Source organism: Clostridium paraputrificum AGR2156 (genome assembly GCF_000424025.1).
Lineage (GTDB): Bacteria > Bacillota > Clostridia > Clostridiales > Clostridiaceae > Clostridium > Clostridium paraputrificum.
In genome coordinates this window covers 1-18,186 of record NZ_AUJC01000001.1, presented here as the reverse complement: position 1 = coordinate 18,186, position 18,186 = coordinate 1, and the positions used below count along the sequence as shown (strand labels likewise).

The window sequence follows — 18,186 nt, the reverse complement described above, 5'->3', positions numbered from 1 at the left end:
ATATAGAATTTAATTTTAGGAGGAGAAAGAAATGTCAGAAAAGATGTATACAGAAAAGGAATATTTAGAAGGAATTAGAGGAGCAACAGGAGAAAGAGCAGTATGGTTTTATCTTCTTATGAAAGAAGCTGAAAAATTAGGAGTTAATCCAGATGATATATGTAAAGAAGCAATATATGGATTTGGTAAAATGAGAGGTCAAAAATATAGTGTAGCAGATACTCCAGGAAAAATGGCAGAAATGTTATATAACAGTAAGGGACAAAAAGTATTTGAAATGGAATTAGTAGAAAATACAGATGAAAATGGAGTTTTAAAATTCCACCACTGTCCATTAGATGCTGCTTGGAAAGAATATGGATTAACTAAGGAAGAAAGAAAAGAAATCTGTAGATTAGCTTGCTACGGTGATTATGGAAGAGTTGATTGTGCACAAGGTGTAAAATTAGAGTTTGCTCAAAAATGCGCTCATGATGATGAAGTTTGCGAATTAGTATTCACAAGAAAATAGTTTTTAATATTAAAAGCCTGTTCTTTAAGGACAGGATTTAAAAAACAGAAAGTAGGTTGATTTATGGATATAAGTAGAAGTGTAGATAATAGTTTAGATATAACAGTAGAATTTCTAAAAGAGTTAATAAAAATTGATACACAACAAGGTAAACCTATTTCACAATGTCCTTTTGGTGTAGGACCTAAAAAAGCTTTGGAGAAAACTTTAGACTACTGTGCTAGTTTAGGATTTAACGTTAAAAATATTGATAATTATATTGGATATGCAGAAATTGGAGAAGGAGAAAAACTAATAGGAATTCCAATGCATTTAGATATAGTTCCACCAGGAGATGGGTGGAGTGTAGAGCCATTTTCGGGAATAGTAATTGACAATATTATTTATGGAAGAGGCGCCATAGATAATAAGGGGGCTGTGTCCATGCTCATACATGTATTGAAAAACATAGAGGATACTTACCCTATAATTAATAAAAGAATAAGATTAATATTTGGTACAAATGAGGAAACAGGTATGGAGTGTATCAAATATTATTTAGATAAAGGTGAAGAAATTCCAAGTATGGGCTTTACTCCAGATGCTATTTATCCAGTGGTTAATGGAGAAAAAGGAAGGGTTCATATAAAGATAGAAAAAGACATTAAAATTGATAAAAGTAAACCTTACATAATAGCAAGGGGAGGAACTAAAGAAAATGTTGTTCCATCTAATTGCACTGCAAAAATTATTAATGGAATTATTTCAGAGTTTACTACTAAAGGAGTAGCTTCTCATGCAAGTAATCCAGAAAAGGGAGAAAATGCTATATCTAAAATGCTAATAAAAATAGTTGAAGATAATATAGATTTTCAATATAGAGACGATATAGAATTACTTTTAAAATATCTTTGTAGTGACTATTATGGAGATGCGTTGGGAATTAATCAATATGATGATGTATTCAAAAACACTACTTTAAATTTAGGAATACTAGAAGTGAATGAAGAAAAGATTATATGTGAGTTAGATATCAGGTATGGTAAAAATATTAATTTAAACAATATATTGGATAGGTTTAAGAAGGTTTTTTGTAATGATTGGAATATAAAAATTATTTCTCATAAAGACTTACATTATGTTGATGAGAGTAATTTAGTACTTAAAAAGTTATTAGAAGCCTATGAAGAAGTAACAGATGAAAAGGGATATACAATTGCTATGGGTGGTGGCACATATGCAAGTTGGTTTAAAGATATGGTGGCATTTGGTCCCAAATTCTTAACGTATAAAACTGGTGGGCATGGAGCAGATGAAAGAGTCCCAATAGAACATATACGAAAGAATATGGAGATATATACCTTAGCTTTAATAAAACTATTAGAATTGTAGAAGGAGAAGAAATCTTATGTGCAAATATATAGATATATTAAAAAGAGAGGTTGTTCCAGCAGAAGGGTGCACTGAGCCAATTGCTGTAGCTTATGCAGTTTCTCTTGCTTCAGAACAGATAAAGGGAGAGATAAAACAAATTCAACTATATTTAAGTGCAAACATAATTAAGAATGCATTAGGGGTAGGTATACCTGGAACCGGGAAAATAGGAATAGAAATAGCAGCTGCACTTGGTGGAATTATTAAAAAATCAGAAAAAAAGTTAGAGATATTATCTAATTTTACTAAGGATGAATTAGAAAAAGCTAATGAAATTGTTAATAATAAAGTTGTTAAAATTAGTCAAAAATATACAGAGGAAAAATTATATATAGAAGCAATCGTGAGAAGTGACAATGGGTATGCAAAAGTAGTTATTTCTAGAGAGCATACTAATATAATACTAATTGAAAAAAATGATAATGTATTATATAAGTCAAAAGTAGAAACAGAAGAAAATATTATAGAGGATTCAGATGAACTAAGTGTTGAAAAAATATATAAGTTTGCAACTACAGCTGATTTTAATGAAATAAAATTTATACTTAATGCTGTTCCTATGAATAAAAAAGTATCTAATGAAGGACTTAAGGGAGGGTACGGGTTACAAGTAGGAAATAAGATAAGCTCAACTTCAAAGTTTAATTTATTAACAAGTAATGCTGCAAATCAAATTATAGCAGCAACGGCAGCAGCTTCTGATGCAAGAATGGATGGGTGCACAATGCCAATAATGACAACAGGAGGCAGTGGAAATCAAGGTATAGCATGTACGATGCCAGTTATAGAACTTGGAAGTATATTAAAGAAGAGTGATGAAGATTTAGCTAGGGCGTTGATAATAAGTAATTTAATAACTATACATTTAAAAGAATATATGGGAAGATTATCACCACTTTGTGGAGCAGGTATTGCAGGGGCTACAGGAGCTTGTTGTGGAATGACATATCTACAAGGAGGCTCTTTAGAAAATATAAAGAGAGCAATTAATAATATGTTAGCTGATTTATCAGGATTAATTTGTGATGGAGCAAAAACAACCTGTGCATTAAAGATAGCTACTGCAACTAATGCAGCTATACAATGTTCAACATTAGCAATGAATAATATATCTCCATCATCTAAAGACGGAATAGTATTTGATGATGTTGAAGAGACAATAAAGAATATAGCAAAGTTAGTAAAAGAAGGGCTTGCAAATACTGATAATACAATATTAAGTATCATGTTAGCAAAATAGGAGGAAGTAAATATGAATATAAAAATAAACACAGAAAATGCACCAAAAGCAATAGGACCATACTCCCAAGGTATTAAGTGTGGAAATTTAATTTTTACATCAGGACAATTACCTATAGATACTAAAAGTGGAGAGCTAAAAACTGATGTAAAAGAAGCTACAAGGCAATCTATTGAAAACATTAAAGCAATATTAGAAGAAGGTGGTAGTTCATTAGATAATGTTGTAAAAGTAGTTATTTACTTAAAAGATTTAGGTGACTTTTTAATAGTTAATGAAGTATATAGTGAATATTTTAATGAGAACTTACCAGCTAGAAGTTGCTTTCAAGTTGCAAGACTTCCTATGGATTCTGTTATAGAAATCGAAGCGATTTCTTTTAAGCAGATATAAAAAAGTTGTCTATACAATTGATTTATTATGGTAAGTAATTACTTATAATATAAATAACCAAGTAAATAAAGTTTCCGCAATTTTAATTTACCCCATATACTCCCTAAGGTACTGTACTAGAACGTTGATAGTATAGTACCTTTTTTTGTTCTTTAGGAAATTATAGCTTCAATTAAATTGTGGATAACTTCAATATTTAGATGTTACTAAACCTTATTAGTTCCTAAGGGTTAAAAATAAAATATATGACCCTGCAAGATTTTCCTCAGGCAAGGTTCCGAAGCTCTAATGAGTAAGTTCTATTTACCAAATTTAAATTTGGTAAATAGAACTTATGCAGATGGGCGAAAAAATCGACGGCTCCACGGTGGCTTTAGCAATTTTTTTATAAATAAAAACAGACAAGTTATTTAGGGGAACCTGTCTGTGATGGATTTTGTACTTGAGTAGTACATATATTTAATTTGGCACAATATTATTATAAAATATATGGATTTAAAAGGATAGGGTTCATATTAAATAAAAATGGTGTCGAAATTTAATATTATTATTTAATTAGATTAATGGATTGAATAATATTATTAAAATGTGCATTATGTTCACATTTATAAAGATAAAAAAGCAATATTAAGAGATATTAAGAGATAGACTTGAAAAAGGGATACAAATATTTTCTTCTGGGGAAATTACAATATTCAATTACTTGATATGCTTTCTATAATAGTGAGTAAAATGTAAAATAAAGAAGAATAGAGATGAACGTATAATTTGTATATTTTATGGAGGGGAAAAGGAATGTTAGAATACATATATTACGAAAATTTTGTAAGTTATCTTAACGCTAATTCTGTTCTTAAGGTATACCAAAACTCTATAATAGATATAGCTACAAATGATATTACTGTAGATAGTGGATCCATATTAAGGAGAAGTCTAAATAATAAATGGATAGAAATAACCCAAAAGGATACCTCAGCAATGGGAATAGAGAAATGGTTAATGGAGCTTGGTTGTAAATATAATAATAAAAATAAAATAAGAAATAGATCTATATCAGATTTTTCTCAGGATGAAATTATGTATGATGAAATGTATGATTATGTTTGTAAAAAGTTTAGAAGTATATTGAAAGATTATGAAGGATTAAAAATAAAAGATTCTAAAGGGGAATATCAATGTTTTGAAGAGGCTATAATTAGTGGAAGTGGTGATTTGGAATATAAGTTAAATCGCTACCTTTCATGTACTTTCAATATAGTGAGTAGAATACATAACTATAAAAAAGTAATTAATATAAGTATTACAGATGATATGGAGGAAAAACAGTTAGAAGAAGAAATAGGAATAGCGTTAGGTGAGTTTGTATACAAAATGAAGTTGCCAAGATTAAATCTTAATAAGATATATGGTAATTTTGGAAGCGAGGTTGAGTGTCTTTTGTCCCCTTTCTTTGCTGGAAAATTAATTCATGAATCTACTGACTATTGTTCTAAAAATAGTTTTTTAGAGAGTAGCAATTATATAAAGGATATATTAAATCAAAAAGAGAGAAATAAAGATATTAATAATTCTATAACAGATGGATTGTATATAGATGATTGGGATTTTATAAATATAGATAAAGATGGCAGCTTTTATATAAAGGCAAAAGACGTATTGGTAATAAAGAATAAGGCAGTTATAGGTATAGTTGAGAATGTAGAATTTTTAGGATACAAATATAAGTTTTTATCATCAATATCTCAGGTTGGAACAGAGTTTAAGTCATATAAAGATGTGTGTAAAATAGAGAATAAAAAAATAGTTAAAGTTAATTATGAATCACCATCAGTATTATGTAAATTAGATATTCTTATATAAAATAAGGGCTATACATATTTGTAATAGCCCTTATTTTTATGGAATGACTATATTTTTTCTAGGATTGTCACAGCTATCTATTAACTTGTGTTGTAAATTACTATATTTTGAGTCAGAGGTTATTGCGTATAAATCATTATATAATAGACCTAAATCATATACATAATTAGAATTTACAAAAAACTTTTCACAATTTTTAAAGTAGTTTTTGGATGATTCTAATTCGTTATTGATAAAAGCAATATGACCTTTCATAAAATAATAGCAGTTTCTATTATATGAATCTAAGTTTTTTATATTTAACTTAGTAAGTTCTTCAAGTGAGGCATCAAAATTTCTTATATTAAATTCTAATATGGATTTTTGCATAATAAAAGAAATTCTTAAGCTGGAATCAAAGTTATCCTCATATTTGAGAACAATTTTATCTAAGAGTTTTATAGCTTCATCATATTTTTTTGAATATCTTAAAGCATTAATATAATTTAAGTAACATTCTATTGCATTTACCCTATCATTTGTATATAAGAAAAAGAAAATAGCTTTTTGTATATTTTCTATTGAATGGTCGTAATCTCCAATATTATAATAAGCAGAACTTAATGAAATATGTATCGATGCGAAAATTTGTAAGTATATTAATTCTTTATTATATGATAGAAACTCTTCTAATAGGCTTATACATTTTTCATAATCACTGATTCTATTGTAGAAACCACCTAAATTATTTATTACAACAAAGTATGTACGTGATTTTGTTAATCCCTTTTTCTGGAGAATATCCTTAGCTTTTAGAGCATACTGTATAGCCTTTGGATAGTCCTCTTCCTCCATAAAAATAATAGATAAGATATTTAAAGTGGTAGATACATTTTCAAGATGATGGGCTGAGTCATAATCTTGAAGAAGTTCTATATTTTTTAAATACATATTTAAAAGTTTAATACTTTCCTTAAAGTAGTGTATTTTATAATATGAGTAGCCTATATAGTAGGCATATTCAATATTAGAACTTATATTAATAATTTGTTTTTCGAATTTTAAAATTATAGATAAATAGTTTTCATTTTTAAATAGTTTATATATTGAGTCTTCATATTGAGTATTATTTGAATAAGATAAAGAATCCGTTTGTAGAAAATAATCAACCGAGTAACCTAACTTTTTTGAGATATGGTTTAGTTGATATATAGAAGGAGTAACCTTATCATTTTCAATTTTGCTTAACATAGTTCTACTTAAAATATCACAGGTAAGCTCTTCTTGTTTCAAACCGAGTTCTTTTCTTAACGATTTTATTTTTTTTCCTAATGAGTACACAAAAACCTCCTTTTTGTGAAAGATATTCACAATATATAAGAATAAAATAGAAATATGAGAAATTTTAAGATATACATAAAAAAAGCCCAATAATATAAAGGGGTCTATAATATATTTATTATACACTATATAGCAATAATTTACATAATTGGACTTTTGAAGTAATATTTAAATATAAATTGGTTTGGAGGTGTATTAATATGAGAAAAATGAAAAAGTTAACTGCTATTGCTTTAACAGTTCTTTGTTTAGGTGGAGTTTTAGGTTTTAATGTTGGAATTAGTCCATGCAATGAAAAGCAACCTATATTTTTTATCTAGTAAGAATACATAAATAAGGTCTGTAAAACACAATAACTATAAAAATAAATATAAATTTAATAGAAGATTCCCAGACAAAAAGAGCTACTAATAAAAGTAGCTCTTTTTATCTGGGAATTTGTTTCGATTTCGGTGGTTTTATAGTTTTATTTATTATTAAACTTATTATTATTCCACATAATGTTTCAAAAATCCTATTAAAAGCGTAATAATATGGGGTTCCAAATGCATGAGTTGTAGTTATTGCTAAAAAGGCAATGCAGGATACATTAATAGCTCCAGGCATTTTTAAGAATGTAATATTTGAATGAATTACAATTATTATACCTATTGCAATAGAGATATAAATAATTAATTTTCTTAAAAATATACTGTCTACATTTATTGTCATCCACTTGAATATAGTCATTATAATAAGTCCAATTATTGCGCCGTAGATAGTACCTATACATCTGTTTTTTGCCATGTTATAAGAATTTTCTAAAGTATCTTGAATACAGAAAAGACAAGTTAAACATGCAAAGAAAGGTTCGTTAGGTAATAAAACTAAGCATAAAAATACTGATAGAGATGTTTTTATGGTTCTTAAACCTATCTTTGGTACTTCTAAATTCTTCATTTGTTAATCACCTTTATATTATAAAAAAATTATTATTTAGCTAAGCAAGCTATATTAAGCGAACTTGATATAGCTTGCTTAGCTTATTTATGTAATCCAAGTGCTAATATTGATAAAGTAGACCAGTCTGTTTCAGGATTTTCTATCCATTCACATTCTATATCTAACTCTTTTAGCCATGCATTAAGACCGCTACTTTCCTTAGAAACATTAGGAAGGTTTCTTCCATAAATATTTTTTATTTCAGCAAGTAGATTCTTTTGATCGTTTTTATCTAATTTTCTTCCAATTAAATTAGAAATATATTCACGACATTCATCGTAGTATACTGCATCATGAGCATATAATTCATTTGCCAAGACTTGTCTTTCATTATTTAAATATTCTCTAATTTCTGCTATTTCATTCTTATTAGATAAATATTTTGCTGAGATTCTAAGAGCCTCCATTTCTTTATCTAATTTTTTAATTGATTTTTCAAGTTTTAAATTTCTCATGTTTTATCTCACTTTACTAACTTAGTTTATTTATCATAAAGATAACTAGAATATTATATCATTAATTATTAATCAATAAAGAGAAATTATAGATGGAAAAATATAATTTCTCTTTATTCATAAGGGGGAGGGGGAATAAGAGTATATTTTGAAGATATGATTAATATCTTATAGATATTTTTACTGCGCATATAGATGATGGCTTTGGAAATGTAGAAGAGATAGAGTTTATAAGGAAGTTAAGAATCCAATTAGAAGAAGCTATGAAACAAGCTAATACATTAAGAGAACGAGGGATGGTTGGTATACTTCTATATTAAATTTAAGAGAGATAGGAGATATATTCAATATAACTACATAAAGAGCTAGACAAACAGAGGTAATGGCACTTAGAAATAGTAGGTGGACTAGAGCCAATTAAGTATAAAAGAATTATACACCAGTATGAAATTAATTTAATATATGTGGAATCAAGATGGTATCATATTGTCCTTAACGGCAGAGAGTTATTTAAGGAGAAGTATATAGAAGGTTTTACCTTAGAGAAGATAGTGGAGAAACATAATATATCAACTTCAACTGTAGGGTGAGTGTTAAAACATGCTAGAAGCATATATAGGTAAATATTAAATTAGTAAGGAAAATGAATATAGAATTGTATTTTTAGTTTCTGATGATGTAGGTATAAAATAATTTGTAATTATTTAAAATGATGTACTATTACTGTAGTTTTTTACTGCATTTAGGACAATGTATTAATTCATTAGATTTTAGCTTTGGGTCAAAAACATATCCACAATATGAGCATTTGTATTGACGTTCTAAATAAAATCCGATGGATAAAATAATAGTCGCTAAGATATATTTAACTAAACCTTCTAATAATGCCATTGGTACAATAGCAAGGAGAATAATAAAAAATCCTATCCTGTTATACTTAATACCTCTTTTAAACTGTTCCTGAGCTTTTTTATCATCCATTATTTTCACCCCAATCATTGTAATGAAGCATACAATTCTTCGTCTTTTATTTACTATTATATCAACATAATTCGTAAAAATATTCCATAAACCCTTTTTTATTAAAGATGTTGTTTGTAAAATAACATATCAATTCACATATGTATTAACAAAGATATGAATCATAGTGTTATTTCTCTTGAGATTTTGACACTTTTAGTAACTTTTGCACCTATAAACGGAACCCGTTAGTATAAAAGTACTCTTTTTTATTTGTTTAATTATGACAAAAAGTGTGACAAATAAAGAAAAATGACCTTATCAAATAGCTTTCAAACTAAGTGATAAAGTCATTCTTGTTAATTATTGGTGCCGCCAGTGGGAATCAAAAAATAGTATTTTTAGTAATATTCATTAATGTTTGTATACAATGTAATTACTACATTTGTTAAAGATTTGTATAAAAGAATTTTTTACTGTTTCCCACTTTCGTAGTGGGAAAAATAGTGGTAAAAAAATAGGCTGTAATAAATTCAGCCTATTTGAACATATCATTGATTTTATCATATTCTTTCATGTTCTTTTCTTTGTTTATTTCTGCATATATCATCATAGTTGTTTTAGGTTCTGTATGACCAACCCAATCCATTACAGTTTTGATATTAATATCTTTACTTATACAATTAGTTATAAAGATATGCCTTAAACTATGATAATGTATATCTGCATCTATTTTAGCTTTCTTAAGAGCTGATTTTAAATGCCTATTAGGTTTCTTATCATCAATGTAATAGCCATTATCCCTACAGAAGATAAGCTTATTATCAAAGTATAATTCACCATGCTTAAGCTTATTCTCTTTATTACCCTTTATGATACGCTTAAGTATAGGTATAAGTAATGCTGGAAGTGGAATCTCTCTAACACTTTTCTTTGTCTTAGGAATGGTAACTCTATATTCATAGATCTTTTTATTATCTTTAGTACGTTCTCCAGTCCATACATACTTAACTGATTTATTAATTTTGATTATATTATTCTTAAAGTCTATATCGCTTTCCTGTAATGCCATAGCCTCGCCTAGACGAGTTCCACATAATAAGCCTAGTAATATTATTCCTTCTAGTTCATCACCCTGTAAAGCTTCAATAAGAGCCTTCTGATTATCTTCGGAAATATAATGTACTTTTTCTTCTACAACATCATGATTCTTTGGATATACTATACCTTCTACTGGATTATGCTTAATCTTATTTATTGTTATTGCATATTTAAAGCAATTACTTAGACATCTATTCATAGTTTGGATTTGTGATACTGTATGCTTCTCTAAAAGCTTATTACATATCTTTTGTAGGTATAGAGTATCTATATCAACTATTTTTTTATCATTTAATCCACTATATTTCTTAATATAATTTCTGTAGATTCCTTCCCACTTTTCAAAAGTAGAAGCCTTTAGCTCTTGCCTTTTAATATTCCATAACCAATCATGAAAGAAATTACCAAGAGTGGAGTTATCACTATTTATTGTGTGAGACTCCTGGTATTCTTTTAATTTTGCTTTAGCCTCTTTTTGAGTTTTGCCATATATATCCTTTCTTAGCTGCTTACCTGTTAATGGATCATATCCAGTTGTAATGGTAATACGCCAGTATTTATTACCATTCTTAGTAATCCAACCTGCAGAACCTTCTCCATTTGACCTTTTCGCCATGTATAAATCTCCTTTCTTTAGTAAAAGTAAAGTGTAGTTATCATATAATCATATATAGTAACCACACTTTAATAGTTTAAGGGGGTTCCTTTTGGAAACTCCTTATTAAGTTAAGTCTAAAGCTGAAAAATCAATATTAAGCTCCTTAAATATAGATACTGGCACTACATCATTGAATGAGTACATATTGGGAGTGTCATACCCTGTATCAGTTAGGTTATAAACTAATATATTCTTTTTCATAGGGTTAATTATCCAGTATTCTTGTACTTTATAATCTTGATATAGGTTTAATTTCTTCACAAAGTCATTACTAGGGTTATAAGGTGATACAACCTCAATAATCATGTTTGGTGAGCCTGTGCAACCTTTATCGGTTAATTTAGACTTATCACATATTACTGATATATCTGGTTGAACTACATTCTTACTATTTCCAACCTCTTCATCATCATTCTTTAGAATTACATCAAATGGAGCTGGATAGACCTCACAAGAGCCATTGTTGGATTTAATATAATTTTCTAGTTGATTAGATATTTTCATAATAATTTTTTGATGTATTCTTGAAGGAGCTGGACTCATAGCGTATATATTTCCCTCTATAATTTCTATTCTCTCTCCTTCATCATAAGTAAGGTAATCATTATAAGTGTAAGTTTTAGTTTCCTTTGCTAACATAATAAATCTCCTTTCTTATATTGTTTTACTGTAGTGATAATACCACTACAAAGCTATAGAAAAATACATAATATTATCTTCGTCCTAATAACGGATAAAATATTTTGCTCGTTATTTGTAGGTGGGTGGTGATTTAGGGTACACCTTAAGTCGGATTGAACGACTTCCGAATTTCGGAAACTCTATTTCCGAAAACTTTCCCAACAAGTTGAGAAAACTCAATTTTGAATTTTCTAATAGATATATAAATTATAATAAAATTGGATACCGCCAAATTTACGGTTTCCTAATAAGAGTGGGAAGAAGATAATGTACATCTAAAGTATGAATTTCGTACTTTAGAATATCTTAATCCACGAATTTCATAGTTTAGGTGTTGGCTTAATCGACACCTAGATGTAGGTATCATAAAAATAAACATAGTAACTATATTCGATATCGTTCAAAATGATATCGAAAGTTTAGTACGGATTTCGTACCCAATGTGAATGTGGTTACTGTTAAACTTTACAGAGTACCTACATAGCAACTTAGATAATATCTATGTTGCGTTTATGGTAGATGTCTTTTAATTGGATATCTAAAACGGTCAATTCAAACTACCGTTTTAGATGGATAAATTTAATGTAGTTATCCTTGAATTTTACAGAGTACCTACACAACTAGGTCAATTTTATTGACTTAGTTATTAAATTTGGGAAGCTTTAAAAGCTTAAGAATTATTTTTTTGTACTAATCGAATATAAATTTTAGATGGTGTTTTGTTAATATAGTTATATATTATCGTTGTTGTCTATATAGTTTTTTAATTTAAAACATGAATACTGAATTGAACTATACAATTCTTTTTTTAAAAAAATTTTTTCGTCTAGAGATAATTTTTTATAATCAATATTAAATTCATTTTTAAATGAATCCATTTGAATAAAAAAATGTATCAATTCTTTAAAATTAGAACAATTAATGTTAAATTCAATTGCTGAATCTATTAACATTGATTTGTGTCCATCTTCATTCATTTCCTCTTCAGATGAGTAGTGTTTATTTGTTAGTTCAATTAAATCTACATTTAATTTGTCTGCAATTTCTCCCAATGTATTAAAGGAAGGTTCAACGCTACCAGCCTCATATTTTCTTATTGAACTTTCACTTTTTCCTATTAATTTAGCTAATTCTATTTGTGTGAGTTTTTTTTCTTTTCGTAGTCTCTTGATGTTATCACCTATTATATTTGGGGATTTTTTCATATATATCACCTCAATATTAAAATACCAAAGCGGTAAAAAAAATGCAAGTTTTAAATCGATGAATGTTTAAACAGGTAATAAAAGTGTAAAAAAGTCACATAAATATGTTGACATCGGTAAAAATATTGTTTATTATTTTGTTGAGCGGTAACAATATTGACTGAAAGTAAAAAGGATGGTCAACTATATTGACTTTTAAAAGATGATTAGGAGGTTTTTATGAAAGTAAAATTAGCAAGAATAAAAAAAGGACTTACTCAAGCAGAGTTATGTAAGATAGTAAAAACAAGTCCTAAAAAATTAGTTGAGATTGAGAGAGGAAATTATGACAATGTTACAAAGTCATTAATGGAACGCATAGCAGCTGCTCTTGACACAACAGTACAAGAATTATTCTTTAGTGAAGAGGAATAACGACCTGAAAATTAAGGTGGTTGAACTCAACGCAAAATTGCTGTGAGTAACATATCTAAAATCGGTATTGACGATTTTAAAAATTCAGATAGGTATTATCTGTCATATCTAAAATAACAAGTAAAAAAATTACTGGTTTATCTAAATGACACTACAGAGTAAGACAAAAGTAAAGCGAAATGCTTTATGTATTATTTCTGCTTATCAGATAAGTCATAGGACAGGCTTTATATAATAAGAGGATAAATTATACTACTAAAATATAAAAAGGCTCTAATGAGCTGATAGGAGGCTTAAAATGAATGAGGTAGAAAAACAACCAATAACTATACAAGAGTATAGGGAAAAAATTAAGAAGAAAACTTGTAATATAAAGGAGTTATCAGAAATTTTAGGAGTATCAGAAGCTAAAGCAAGAAGAATAGCTCGTATAGAAGGATTTCCCAAATTAAAGATAGGTAGGGATATAAGAGTTATATTAAGTAAATTAGATGATTTCTTGGAAGAGCACATCGGAGAATGTTTATAGGAGGTAGAATATGAATATTAAGTTATTAGACAAATATATTGAGCTTTGTAATCTATGGGATAAACCGGTTACTTGGGAAGGGTTAAATAGCTTTAAAAATGCGTTTAAGTAGGTGAGAGTATTGCCAATATACAGAGCAGAACATAATTAAGAAGATACAGGAGATGAGTAAATGGCACGAAGAAGAATGTTCAGTCTTAAAATAGTTGATTCTGCTAGATTTTTAAAAATGCCTACATCATCACAACTATTATATTTTCATTTAGGAATGAGAGCTGATGATGATGGAGTTGTTGAGGGATTTAATGTTTTAAGAATGACTGGGTTAAATGAAGATGATTTAAAAATACTTGTGGCTAAAGGATATGTACAGATATTAAATGAGGACTTAGTATCATTTATTACAGATTGGAGGGAACATAATTTAATAAGGGCTGATAGGAAGGTTGATTCAATATATAAGGATTTATTATTAAAGGTGTTACCACAAGTCGAAGTTATAGAACCTAGAGAAAGAGCTGATTTAAAGAAAGAAGGAGATAATGGACGTCCAAAGGACAACCAAGCGACAGACAATGGTCAGCATAGGTTAGGTAAGGATAGGTTAGGTAAGGTTAATAATACTATATCTAAAGATATAGTTTGTAGCACTAAGGTGCAACCAATAATAGAAAAGTGGAATAGCTTAAAACTTCAAAGGTTAGTAAGTATAAATCAAGGTACTAATAGATACAAGCTATTAAATGCAAGAATTAAGGAATATGGAGTAGAGGGCATACTAAAGGCTATTGATAATATAAATAATAGTTCATTTCTTAAGGGACAAAATAAGAATAACTGGACCATTACATTTGATTGGTTAATAAAACCTAATAACTTTATCAAAGTTTTAGAGGACAATTATTCAGATAGAAAAAACAATCCATCAGAGCCATTAGATGAAGAGAGTTGTCAAAAAATAGCATTAAAAATGTTTTAGGTGGTGAGAGCATGGATAAATTTAATTTGCAAATAGAAAAAGTATTACTTGGTAGTTCTATGAGGTCAAAGCATATACTTGTAAAGTTGTTAGATAAGGGAGTTGTTGAAGAAGATTTTTATAGTTCAAAGCATAAAATCTTATTTAATTCCTTAGTTAAGTGTTATGCTGCTAAAAATAGCACAGACATACTGATTGTAAGTAAGGAATGTGCTGAAAATGGAGTGTTGGCAAGTGAGGTGACTGATATATACCAAAGTGGCAATGAGGGATATGACATAAACGCCTTAATAAATGAGTTACTTGACTTAAGGATTGTTAGGGAAAGGATAAGACTTGCTGATGATATAAGGAGTGGAGTTTTATCAACAGATGAAGATATAAAGAAAAGGTTTGATTCTATTGAATTTATAAAATCAAAGATAGGTAATGATAATACAATAACAACATTAGATAAGGTTTCTATTGTTGATGTCTACAAGATTGATAAAATCCCTACAGGGTTTAGAGAGATTGATTGTAAGTTATTAGGATTTGCTATGGGTAGTTTAAATATAATTACTGGATATAACGGTAATGGTAAAAGTACATTGATAAACCAAATGTGTATAGCAGAAAGCCTAGCAAGGGGATACAAGGTATTTGCATACAGTCCAGAATTAACAAACTCTAATTTCAAGAGTTGGCTATATCCAACAATAGCTGATAAAGATCACTTCATAGAGAAAGAGTATAGGGCAGTTAAATACAAATATGTGGGGGATATAGGTATAAAATATATTGATTCATGGATAAAGGACAAGCTATTCCTATATACAGATGACAGTATAACTCATGATGAAAAGCAATTATTAACTGATATGAAGCAGTTGGCAGAAAATAAAGGGGTTAAGGTATTTATTATTGATAATCTCATGAAAATAGAGCTAGAGGGAAGTTATAAGAATGAACTAATATCTCAAAGAAGGTTTGTTAATAGGTTAAAGGAATTTGCTAGAAGATACGGAGCAGTAGTCCACTTGGTAGCACACCCTAAAAAGCCTAATGAAAACAATAAAAAGATAGGAAAATTTGATATAGCTGGAAGTGGAGATATAACTAACTTAGCTGATTACGTTATGTCAATTTCAAGAGTTAGCGAAGAAGATAGAGAGGAAATTCCAATATTAAAAGACAGCGTAATAAAGGTTATGAAGGACAGAATAAAGGGAAATAGTGAATTTGCTATTAATTTAGAGTTTGATAGGGTAAGAAAAAGATTCTATTCAAGTCAGTTTGAGCTAAATAAAGATTATGGTTATACAAAGGGAATGGACTTGATTCAAGTTGAGATGGAACATATTAATAATTAGGAGGTAGCAATGAATAAAGAAAGTTTAAGAAAAGTTACGTATTTAGATGAATATGGAGAACAATATGAAGGTTTATTTCATAAATGGATTTTACATGATGGGGTTCAAGCAATAGTTGAAGATATATATGGAAGAATAGAACTAGTAGATTATAAAGATATACAGTTTCAACTTGAAACTATTGATGAAATGTTTTGATATTGAGGTGGTAGAAATAGATAAAGAAAGCAAATTGATAGATAAGGCTTTAGAGCTAGGTGTTAAATACGGACAAGCTGACAAACCTACAAAGATAGAAGTAGGAAAGCTTATGACTGGTAATAGAAGAATTAAGAGAAATAGAGGTAAAAAGAAAAAATGCTTATAGATACTACCAATACCTATAAGCAAGGAGCTATCCGTAGGATAACACATAAGTCTAAGCAACTTAAGTGTATCCTATAAGCTCCAAGAAATCAAATGTAAATTAGAGGAGAATGTAAGATATGATAAAGCTATCAGAAGAAGGAAAGAAGAAATTAACTAATATAAGAGTGTTTAAGTATAGAGGTAAAGCTTACACAGTAGGAGAGTTAAAAGGATGTGTTAATGGGTTTACTGGGTGTTATAAAAAAATGTATGGGGTTAAGTGTTGTCTTATAAATGCTAATTTAAGTCCTATGGAAAAGCAAAGAGCATTGCATAGATTAATTAAGGAAAAGTATTTAACTAGGGGGTAGCTTATGGTTAAGATACAAATTAGTTATGAGAATGAAATAGAAAAGCTTAAGATATTAGAGGTTTTATCTAAAGGGATTAAGATAAATAAGGTAAGTAAGCCTTGTAAGACAGGTAGATATTATAGGATTTATGTAGATATAGAGTAGTTATCTTGTTAAATATTAGAGTAACTACAAAGAAGGTGATATAAGATGTATTGTGTAATACAAGAAGTAGAGCTCAAGAAAGAAAATACTTATGGTAAGTATAAAGAATTAGAGGCATATTATACTTCATGGGTAATAGATGGCGTTGAAACTGGCACATATGGATATAGATATGCTGGAGATAGGTTTAAAAGACCTATAAAGAAGGCTTATAAGATAAGTATTCATAAGAGTTATAGAGAAGATGGCAAGGTTAAAAAGAAACAATGGGTTATATGTACAATGGGATATTACGATATTACTGGCATTAGTTCATGGATAGGCGATTATTGTAATTTAAATGCAAAGTGTGAAGCTATAGGAATAGCAGAAGATGAACTTTGTAAGCTTGTATATGAAAAGCTAGATCCATTAGTAGAGAAGATAGAAAAAGAGTACCAGCAAACAGAAGAATATAAAACTCATGAGAAACATAGAAAGATAATAGATAAGTATTTAGAGGATAAGTCAAAGTTTGAGGAGATATATGGCAGTAATTCATATGATAAGTGCTATGATGTTTTTGGAATACTTAGAAATAGTGAATTGTTAGAGAGTATAAAAAGACAATATGAATCAGCAAAAGAATATCAGCGTAGTTATTATGAAAACTTTAATAGTAACTACAATAGTTATAATTCATATGGTGGTTACTCCAATAATAAACAAAGTAACTATAACGAAGAAGATAAAGACAAGTACAAGAAAATATATAAAACCTTAGCAAAAGCATATCACCCAGATATAGCTAAAGATGATGGGGAAATGATGAAAATAGTTAATCAATTAAAAGAAGAGTGGGGCATATAGTAGGTACTGAATAAAGTTATATAGTAACTATGTTCAAAGCTTGATATAACTAGCTTTTAAAGGTAATTTGTGATATAATAAAAACAAAGATAAATATAAAATCAAATAGCGCTAGTACCCCGCTTTAGGCGGAAGGTTTTATATAAATGACCACGGGAAATATATCAGTTTTAGGCTGAATATTATCCTGTGGTCTTTTTATTTTGCTGAGAGGGAGGTAATAAGTTATGGAGCAACAGGCAAGAGCAGCTCAAAGGGAATACATGAAGAAATGGAGGGATAAGAATAAGGATAAAGTTAAAGCAGCTCAAAAAAGATATTGGGAAAAGAAAGCAAAGAAAATGAATTGTGAAGGAGAGAATTAGTAATGAATATTTTTGAAAATTTTATTGAACCAACAGGAGCTAAAAAGCCACAAT

22 protein-coding genes are annotated in these 18,186 nt (G+C 28.7%); 15 read left to right on the top strand and 7 right to left on the bottom strand.

What is annotated here, in order from left to right:
• The first annotated feature begins 31 nt into the window (after nucleotides 1-31).
• The 5 genes from G594_RS0100120 to G594_RS0100100 all read left to right on the top strand — a co-directional run bounded on the left by G594_RS0100120 (nucleotide 32) and on the right by G594_RS0100100 (nucleotide 5,417).
• The gene (locus G594_RS0100120; RefSeq protein ID WP_027096691.1) at nucleotides 32-511 is read left to right on the top strand and encodes an L-2-amino-thiazoline-4-carboxylic acid hydrolase; all 480 of its coding nucleotides are present in this window, start codon (nucleotides 32-34) and stop codon (nucleotides 509-511) included.
• A 63-nt stretch (nucleotides 512-574) separates the two neighbouring features.
• On the top strand, nucleotides 575-1,882 hold the full coding sequence (locus G594_RS0100115) for a Sapep family Mn(2+)-dependent dipeptidase (protein ID WP_027096690.1): 1,308 nt from the start codon (nucleotides 575-577) through the stop codon (nucleotides 1,880-1,882).
• Nucleotides 1,883-1,898: 16 nt separating this feature from the next.
• Entirely contained in the window at nucleotides 1,899-3,164 is a 1,266-nt protein-coding gene (locus G594_RS0100110) for an L-cysteine desulfidase family protein (RefSeq protein ID WP_027096689.1), read from the top strand.
• Nucleotides 3,165-3,176: 12 nt separating this feature from the next.
• Complete coding sequence (locus G594_RS0100105; RefSeq protein WP_027096688.1) at nucleotides 3,177-3,557, top strand: RidA family protein; 381 nt, start codon at nucleotides 3,177-3,179, stop codon at nucleotides 3,555-3,557.
• A gap of 795 nt (nucleotides 3,558-4,352) precedes the next feature.
• The gene (locus tag G594_RS0100100) at nucleotides 4,353-5,417 is read left to right on the top strand and encodes a metallopeptidase TldD-related protein (protein ID WP_027096687.1); all 1,065 of its coding nucleotides are present in this window, start codon (nucleotides 4,353-4,355) and stop codon (nucleotides 5,415-5,417) included.
• 36 nt (nucleotides 5,418-5,453) lie between these two features.
• On the opposite strand, the gene G594_RS0100095 is transcribed toward G594_RS0100100, so the two are convergent.
• The 7 genes from G594_RS0100095 to G594_RS19410 all read right to left on the bottom strand — a co-directional run bounded on the left by G594_RS0100095 (nucleotide 5,454) and on the right by G594_RS19410 (nucleotide 12,778).
• Nucleotides 5,454-6,737, bottom strand: coding sequence for a helix-turn-helix transcriptional regulator (locus G594_RS0100095; protein WP_027096686.1), 1,284 nt, complete (start codon nucleotides 6,735-6,737; stop codon nucleotides 5,454-5,456).
• Nucleotides 6,738-7,163: 426 nt separating this feature from the next.
• Nucleotides 7,164-7,676, bottom strand: a complete 513-nt coding sequence (locus tag G594_RS0100085; RefSeq protein ID WP_027096685.1) for an FUSC family protein — start codon at nucleotides 7,674-7,676, stop codon at nucleotides 7,164-7,166.
• Nucleotides 7,677-7,759: 83 nt separating this feature from the next.
• Entirely contained in the window at nucleotides 7,760-8,173 is a 414-nt protein-coding gene (locus G594_RS0100080) for a hypothetical protein (RefSeq protein WP_027096684.1), read from the bottom strand.
• Nucleotides 8,174-8,893: 720 nt separating this feature from the next.
• A complete protein-coding gene (locus tag G594_RS0100075; RefSeq protein WP_027096683.1) occupies nucleotides 8,894-9,154 on the bottom strand; it encodes an FmdB family zinc ribbon protein in 261 nt (86 codons plus the stop codon).
• 517 nt (nucleotides 9,155-9,671) lie between these two features.
• Complete coding sequence (locus G594_RS0100070; RefSeq protein ID WP_027096682.1) at nucleotides 9,672-10,850, bottom strand: tyrosine-type recombinase/integrase; 1,179 nt, start codon at nucleotides 10,848-10,850, stop codon at nucleotides 9,672-9,674.
• A gap of 105 nt (nucleotides 10,851-10,955) precedes the next feature.
• Nucleotides 10,956-11,531 carry a Uma2 family endonuclease gene (locus G594_RS0100065; protein WP_027096681.1) on the bottom strand — a complete coding sequence of 192 codons (576 nt, stop codon included), beginning with the start codon at nucleotides 11,529-11,531 and terminating at the stop codon, nucleotides 10,956-10,958.
• A 773-nt stretch (nucleotides 11,532-12,304) separates the two neighbouring features.
• The gene (locus tag G594_RS19410; RefSeq protein ID WP_051195857.1) at nucleotides 12,305-12,778 is read right to left on the bottom strand and encodes a helix-turn-helix domain-containing protein; all 474 of its coding nucleotides are present in this window, start codon (nucleotides 12,776-12,778) and stop codon (nucleotides 12,305-12,307) included.
• Between the two features lie 219 nt (nucleotides 12,779-12,997).
• On the opposite strand from G594_RS19410, the gene G594_RS0100055 reads away from it, so the two are divergent.
• The 10 genes from G594_RS0100055 (at nucleotide 12,998) to G594_RS20260 (ending at nucleotide 18,132) form a co-directional block, all read left to right on the top strand.
• Nucleotides 12,998-13,192, top strand: coding sequence for a helix-turn-helix transcriptional regulator (locus G594_RS0100055; protein WP_027096680.1), 195 nt, complete (start codon nucleotides 12,998-13,000; stop codon nucleotides 13,190-13,192).
• Between the two features lie 298 nt (nucleotides 13,193-13,490).
• Entirely contained in the window at nucleotides 13,491-13,721 is a 231-nt protein-coding gene (locus G594_RS0100050; RefSeq protein WP_027096679.1) for a helix-turn-helix domain-containing protein, read from the top strand.
• Nucleotides 13,722-13,893: 172 nt separating this feature from the next.
• Nucleotides 13,894-14,700, top strand: coding sequence for a hypothetical protein (locus G594_RS20465; RefSeq protein ID WP_242829684.1), 807 nt, complete (start codon nucleotides 13,894-13,896; stop codon nucleotides 14,698-14,700).
• A gap of 11 nt (nucleotides 14,701-14,711) precedes the next feature.
• Nucleotides 14,712-16,052, top strand: a complete 1,341-nt coding sequence (locus G594_RS0100035; protein WP_027096678.1) for a DnaB-like helicase C-terminal domain-containing protein — start codon at nucleotides 14,712-14,714, stop codon at nucleotides 16,050-16,052.
• 9 nt (nucleotides 16,053-16,061) lie between these two features.
• Nucleotides 16,062-16,250 carry a hypothetical protein gene (locus tag G594_RS0100030; protein ID WP_027096677.1) on the top strand — a complete coding sequence of 63 codons (189 nt, stop codon included), beginning with the start codon at nucleotides 16,062-16,064 and terminating at the stop codon, nucleotides 16,248-16,250.
• Complete coding sequence (locus tag G594_RS0100025; protein WP_027096676.1) at nucleotides 16,237-16,419, top strand: hypothetical protein; 183 nt, start codon at nucleotides 16,237-16,239, stop codon at nucleotides 16,417-16,419. The genes G594_RS0100030 and G594_RS0100025 overlap by 14 nt, the downstream gene beginning before the upstream one ends.
• Nucleotides 16,420-16,537: 118 nt before the next feature.
• Entirely contained in the window at nucleotides 16,538-16,771 is a 234-nt protein-coding gene (locus G594_RS0100020) for a hypothetical protein (protein ID WP_027096675.1), read from the top strand.
• Nucleotides 16,772-16,774: 3 nt separating this feature from the next.
• The gene (locus tag G594_RS20265; RefSeq protein ID WP_167539542.1) at nucleotides 16,775-16,918 is read left to right on the top strand and encodes a hypothetical protein; all 144 of its coding nucleotides are present in this window, start codon (nucleotides 16,775-16,777) and stop codon (nucleotides 16,916-16,918) included.
• A 45-nt stretch (nucleotides 16,919-16,963) separates the two neighbouring features.
• On the top strand, nucleotides 16,964-17,767 hold the full coding sequence (locus tag G594_RS0100010) for a hypothetical protein (RefSeq protein ID WP_027096674.1): 804 nt from the start codon (nucleotides 16,964-16,966) through the stop codon (nucleotides 17,765-17,767).
• Between the two features lie 227 nt (nucleotides 17,768-17,994).
• Nucleotides 17,995-18,132, top strand: coding sequence for a hypothetical protein (locus G594_RS20260; protein ID WP_167539541.1), 138 nt, complete (start codon nucleotides 17,995-17,997; stop codon nucleotides 18,130-18,132).
• The last annotated feature ends 54 nt before the right edge of the window (nucleotides 18,133-18,186 follow it).

What these genes read in the sequence shown, in the direction of transcription:
- G594_RS0100065 (WP_027096681.1), bottom strand. Translation starts at nt 11,531, where the DNA reads ATGTTAGCAAAGGAAACTAAAACTTACACTTATAATGATTACCTTACT.
- G594_RS0100115 (WP_027096690.1), top strand. Translation starts at nt 575, where the DNA reads ATGGATATAAGTAGAAGTGTAGATAATAGTTTAGATATAACAGTAGAA.
- G594_RS0100035 (WP_027096678.1), top strand. Translation starts at nt 14,712, where the DNA reads ATGGATAAATTTAATTTGCAAATAGAAAAAGTATTACTTGGTAGTTCT.
- G594_RS0100050 (WP_027096679.1), top strand. Translation starts at nt 13,491, where the DNA reads ATGAATGAGGTAGAAAAACAACCAATAACTATACAAGAGTATAGGGAA.
- G594_RS20265 (WP_167539542.1), top strand. Translation starts at nt 16,775, where the DNA reads ATGGTTAAGATACAAATTAGTTATGAGAATGAAATAGAAAAGCTTAAG.
- G594_RS0100070 (WP_027096682.1), bottom strand. Translation starts at nt 10,850, where the DNA reads ATGGCGAAAAGGTCAAATGGAGAAGGTTCTGCAGGTTGGATTACTAAG.
- G594_RS0100030 (WP_027096677.1), top strand. Translation starts at nt 16,062, where the DNA reads ATGAATAAAGAAAGTTTAAGAAAAGTTACGTATTTAGATGAATATGGA.
- G594_RS20465 (WP_242829684.1), top strand. Translation starts at nt 13,894, where the DNA reads ATGGCACGAAGAAGAATGTTCAGTCTTAAAATAGTTGATTCTGCTAGA.
- G594_RS0100075 (WP_027096683.1), bottom strand. Translation starts at nt 9,154, where the DNA reads ATGGATGATAAAAAAGCTCAGGAACAGTTTAAAAGAGGTATTAAGTAT.
- G594_RS20260 (WP_167539541.1), top strand. Translation starts at nt 17,995, where the DNA reads ATGGAGCAACAGGCAAGAGCAGCTCAAAGGGAATACATGAAGAAATGG.
- G594_RS0100105 (WP_027096688.1), top strand. Translation starts at nt 3,177, where the DNA reads ATGAATATAAAAATAAACACAGAAAATGCACCAAAAGCAATAGGACCA.
- G594_RS0100100 (WP_027096687.1), top strand. Translation starts at nt 4,353, where the DNA reads ATGTTAGAATACATATATTACGAAAATTTTGTAAGTTATCTTAACGCT.
- G594_RS0100025 (WP_027096676.1), top strand. Translation starts at nt 16,237, where the DNA reads ATGAAATGTTTTGATATTGAGGTGGTAGAAATAGATAAAGAAAGCAAA.
- G594_RS0100085 (WP_027096685.1), bottom strand. Translation starts at nt 7,676, where the DNA reads ATGAAGAATTTAGAAGTACCAAAGATAGGTTTAAGAACCATAAAAACA.
- G594_RS0100080 (WP_027096684.1), bottom strand. Translation starts at nt 8,173, where the DNA reads ATGAGAAATTTAAAACTTGAAAAATCAATTAAAAAATTAGATAAAGAA.
- G594_RS0100120 (WP_027096691.1), top strand. Translation starts at nt 32, where the DNA reads ATGTCAGAAAAGATGTATACAGAAAAGGAATATTTAGAAGGAATTAGA.
- G594_RS0100020 (WP_027096675.1), top strand. Translation starts at nt 16,538, where the DNA reads ATGATAAAGCTATCAGAAGAAGGAAAGAAGAAATTAACTAATATAAGA.
- G594_RS0100010 (WP_027096674.1), top strand. Translation starts at nt 16,964, where the DNA reads ATGTATTGTGTAATACAAGAAGTAGAGCTCAAGAAAGAAAATACTTAT.
- G594_RS0100055 (WP_027096680.1), top strand. Translation starts at nt 12,998, where the DNA reads ATGAAAGTAAAATTAGCAAGAATAAAAAAAGGACTTACTCAAGCAGAG.
- G594_RS19410 (WP_051195857.1), bottom strand. Translation starts at nt 12,778, where the DNA reads ATGAAAAAATCCCCAAATATAATAGGTGATAACATCAAGAGACTACGA.
- G594_RS0100110 (WP_027096689.1), top strand. Translation starts at nt 1,899, where the DNA reads ATGTGCAAATATATAGATATATTAAAAAGAGAGGTTGTTCCAGCAGAA.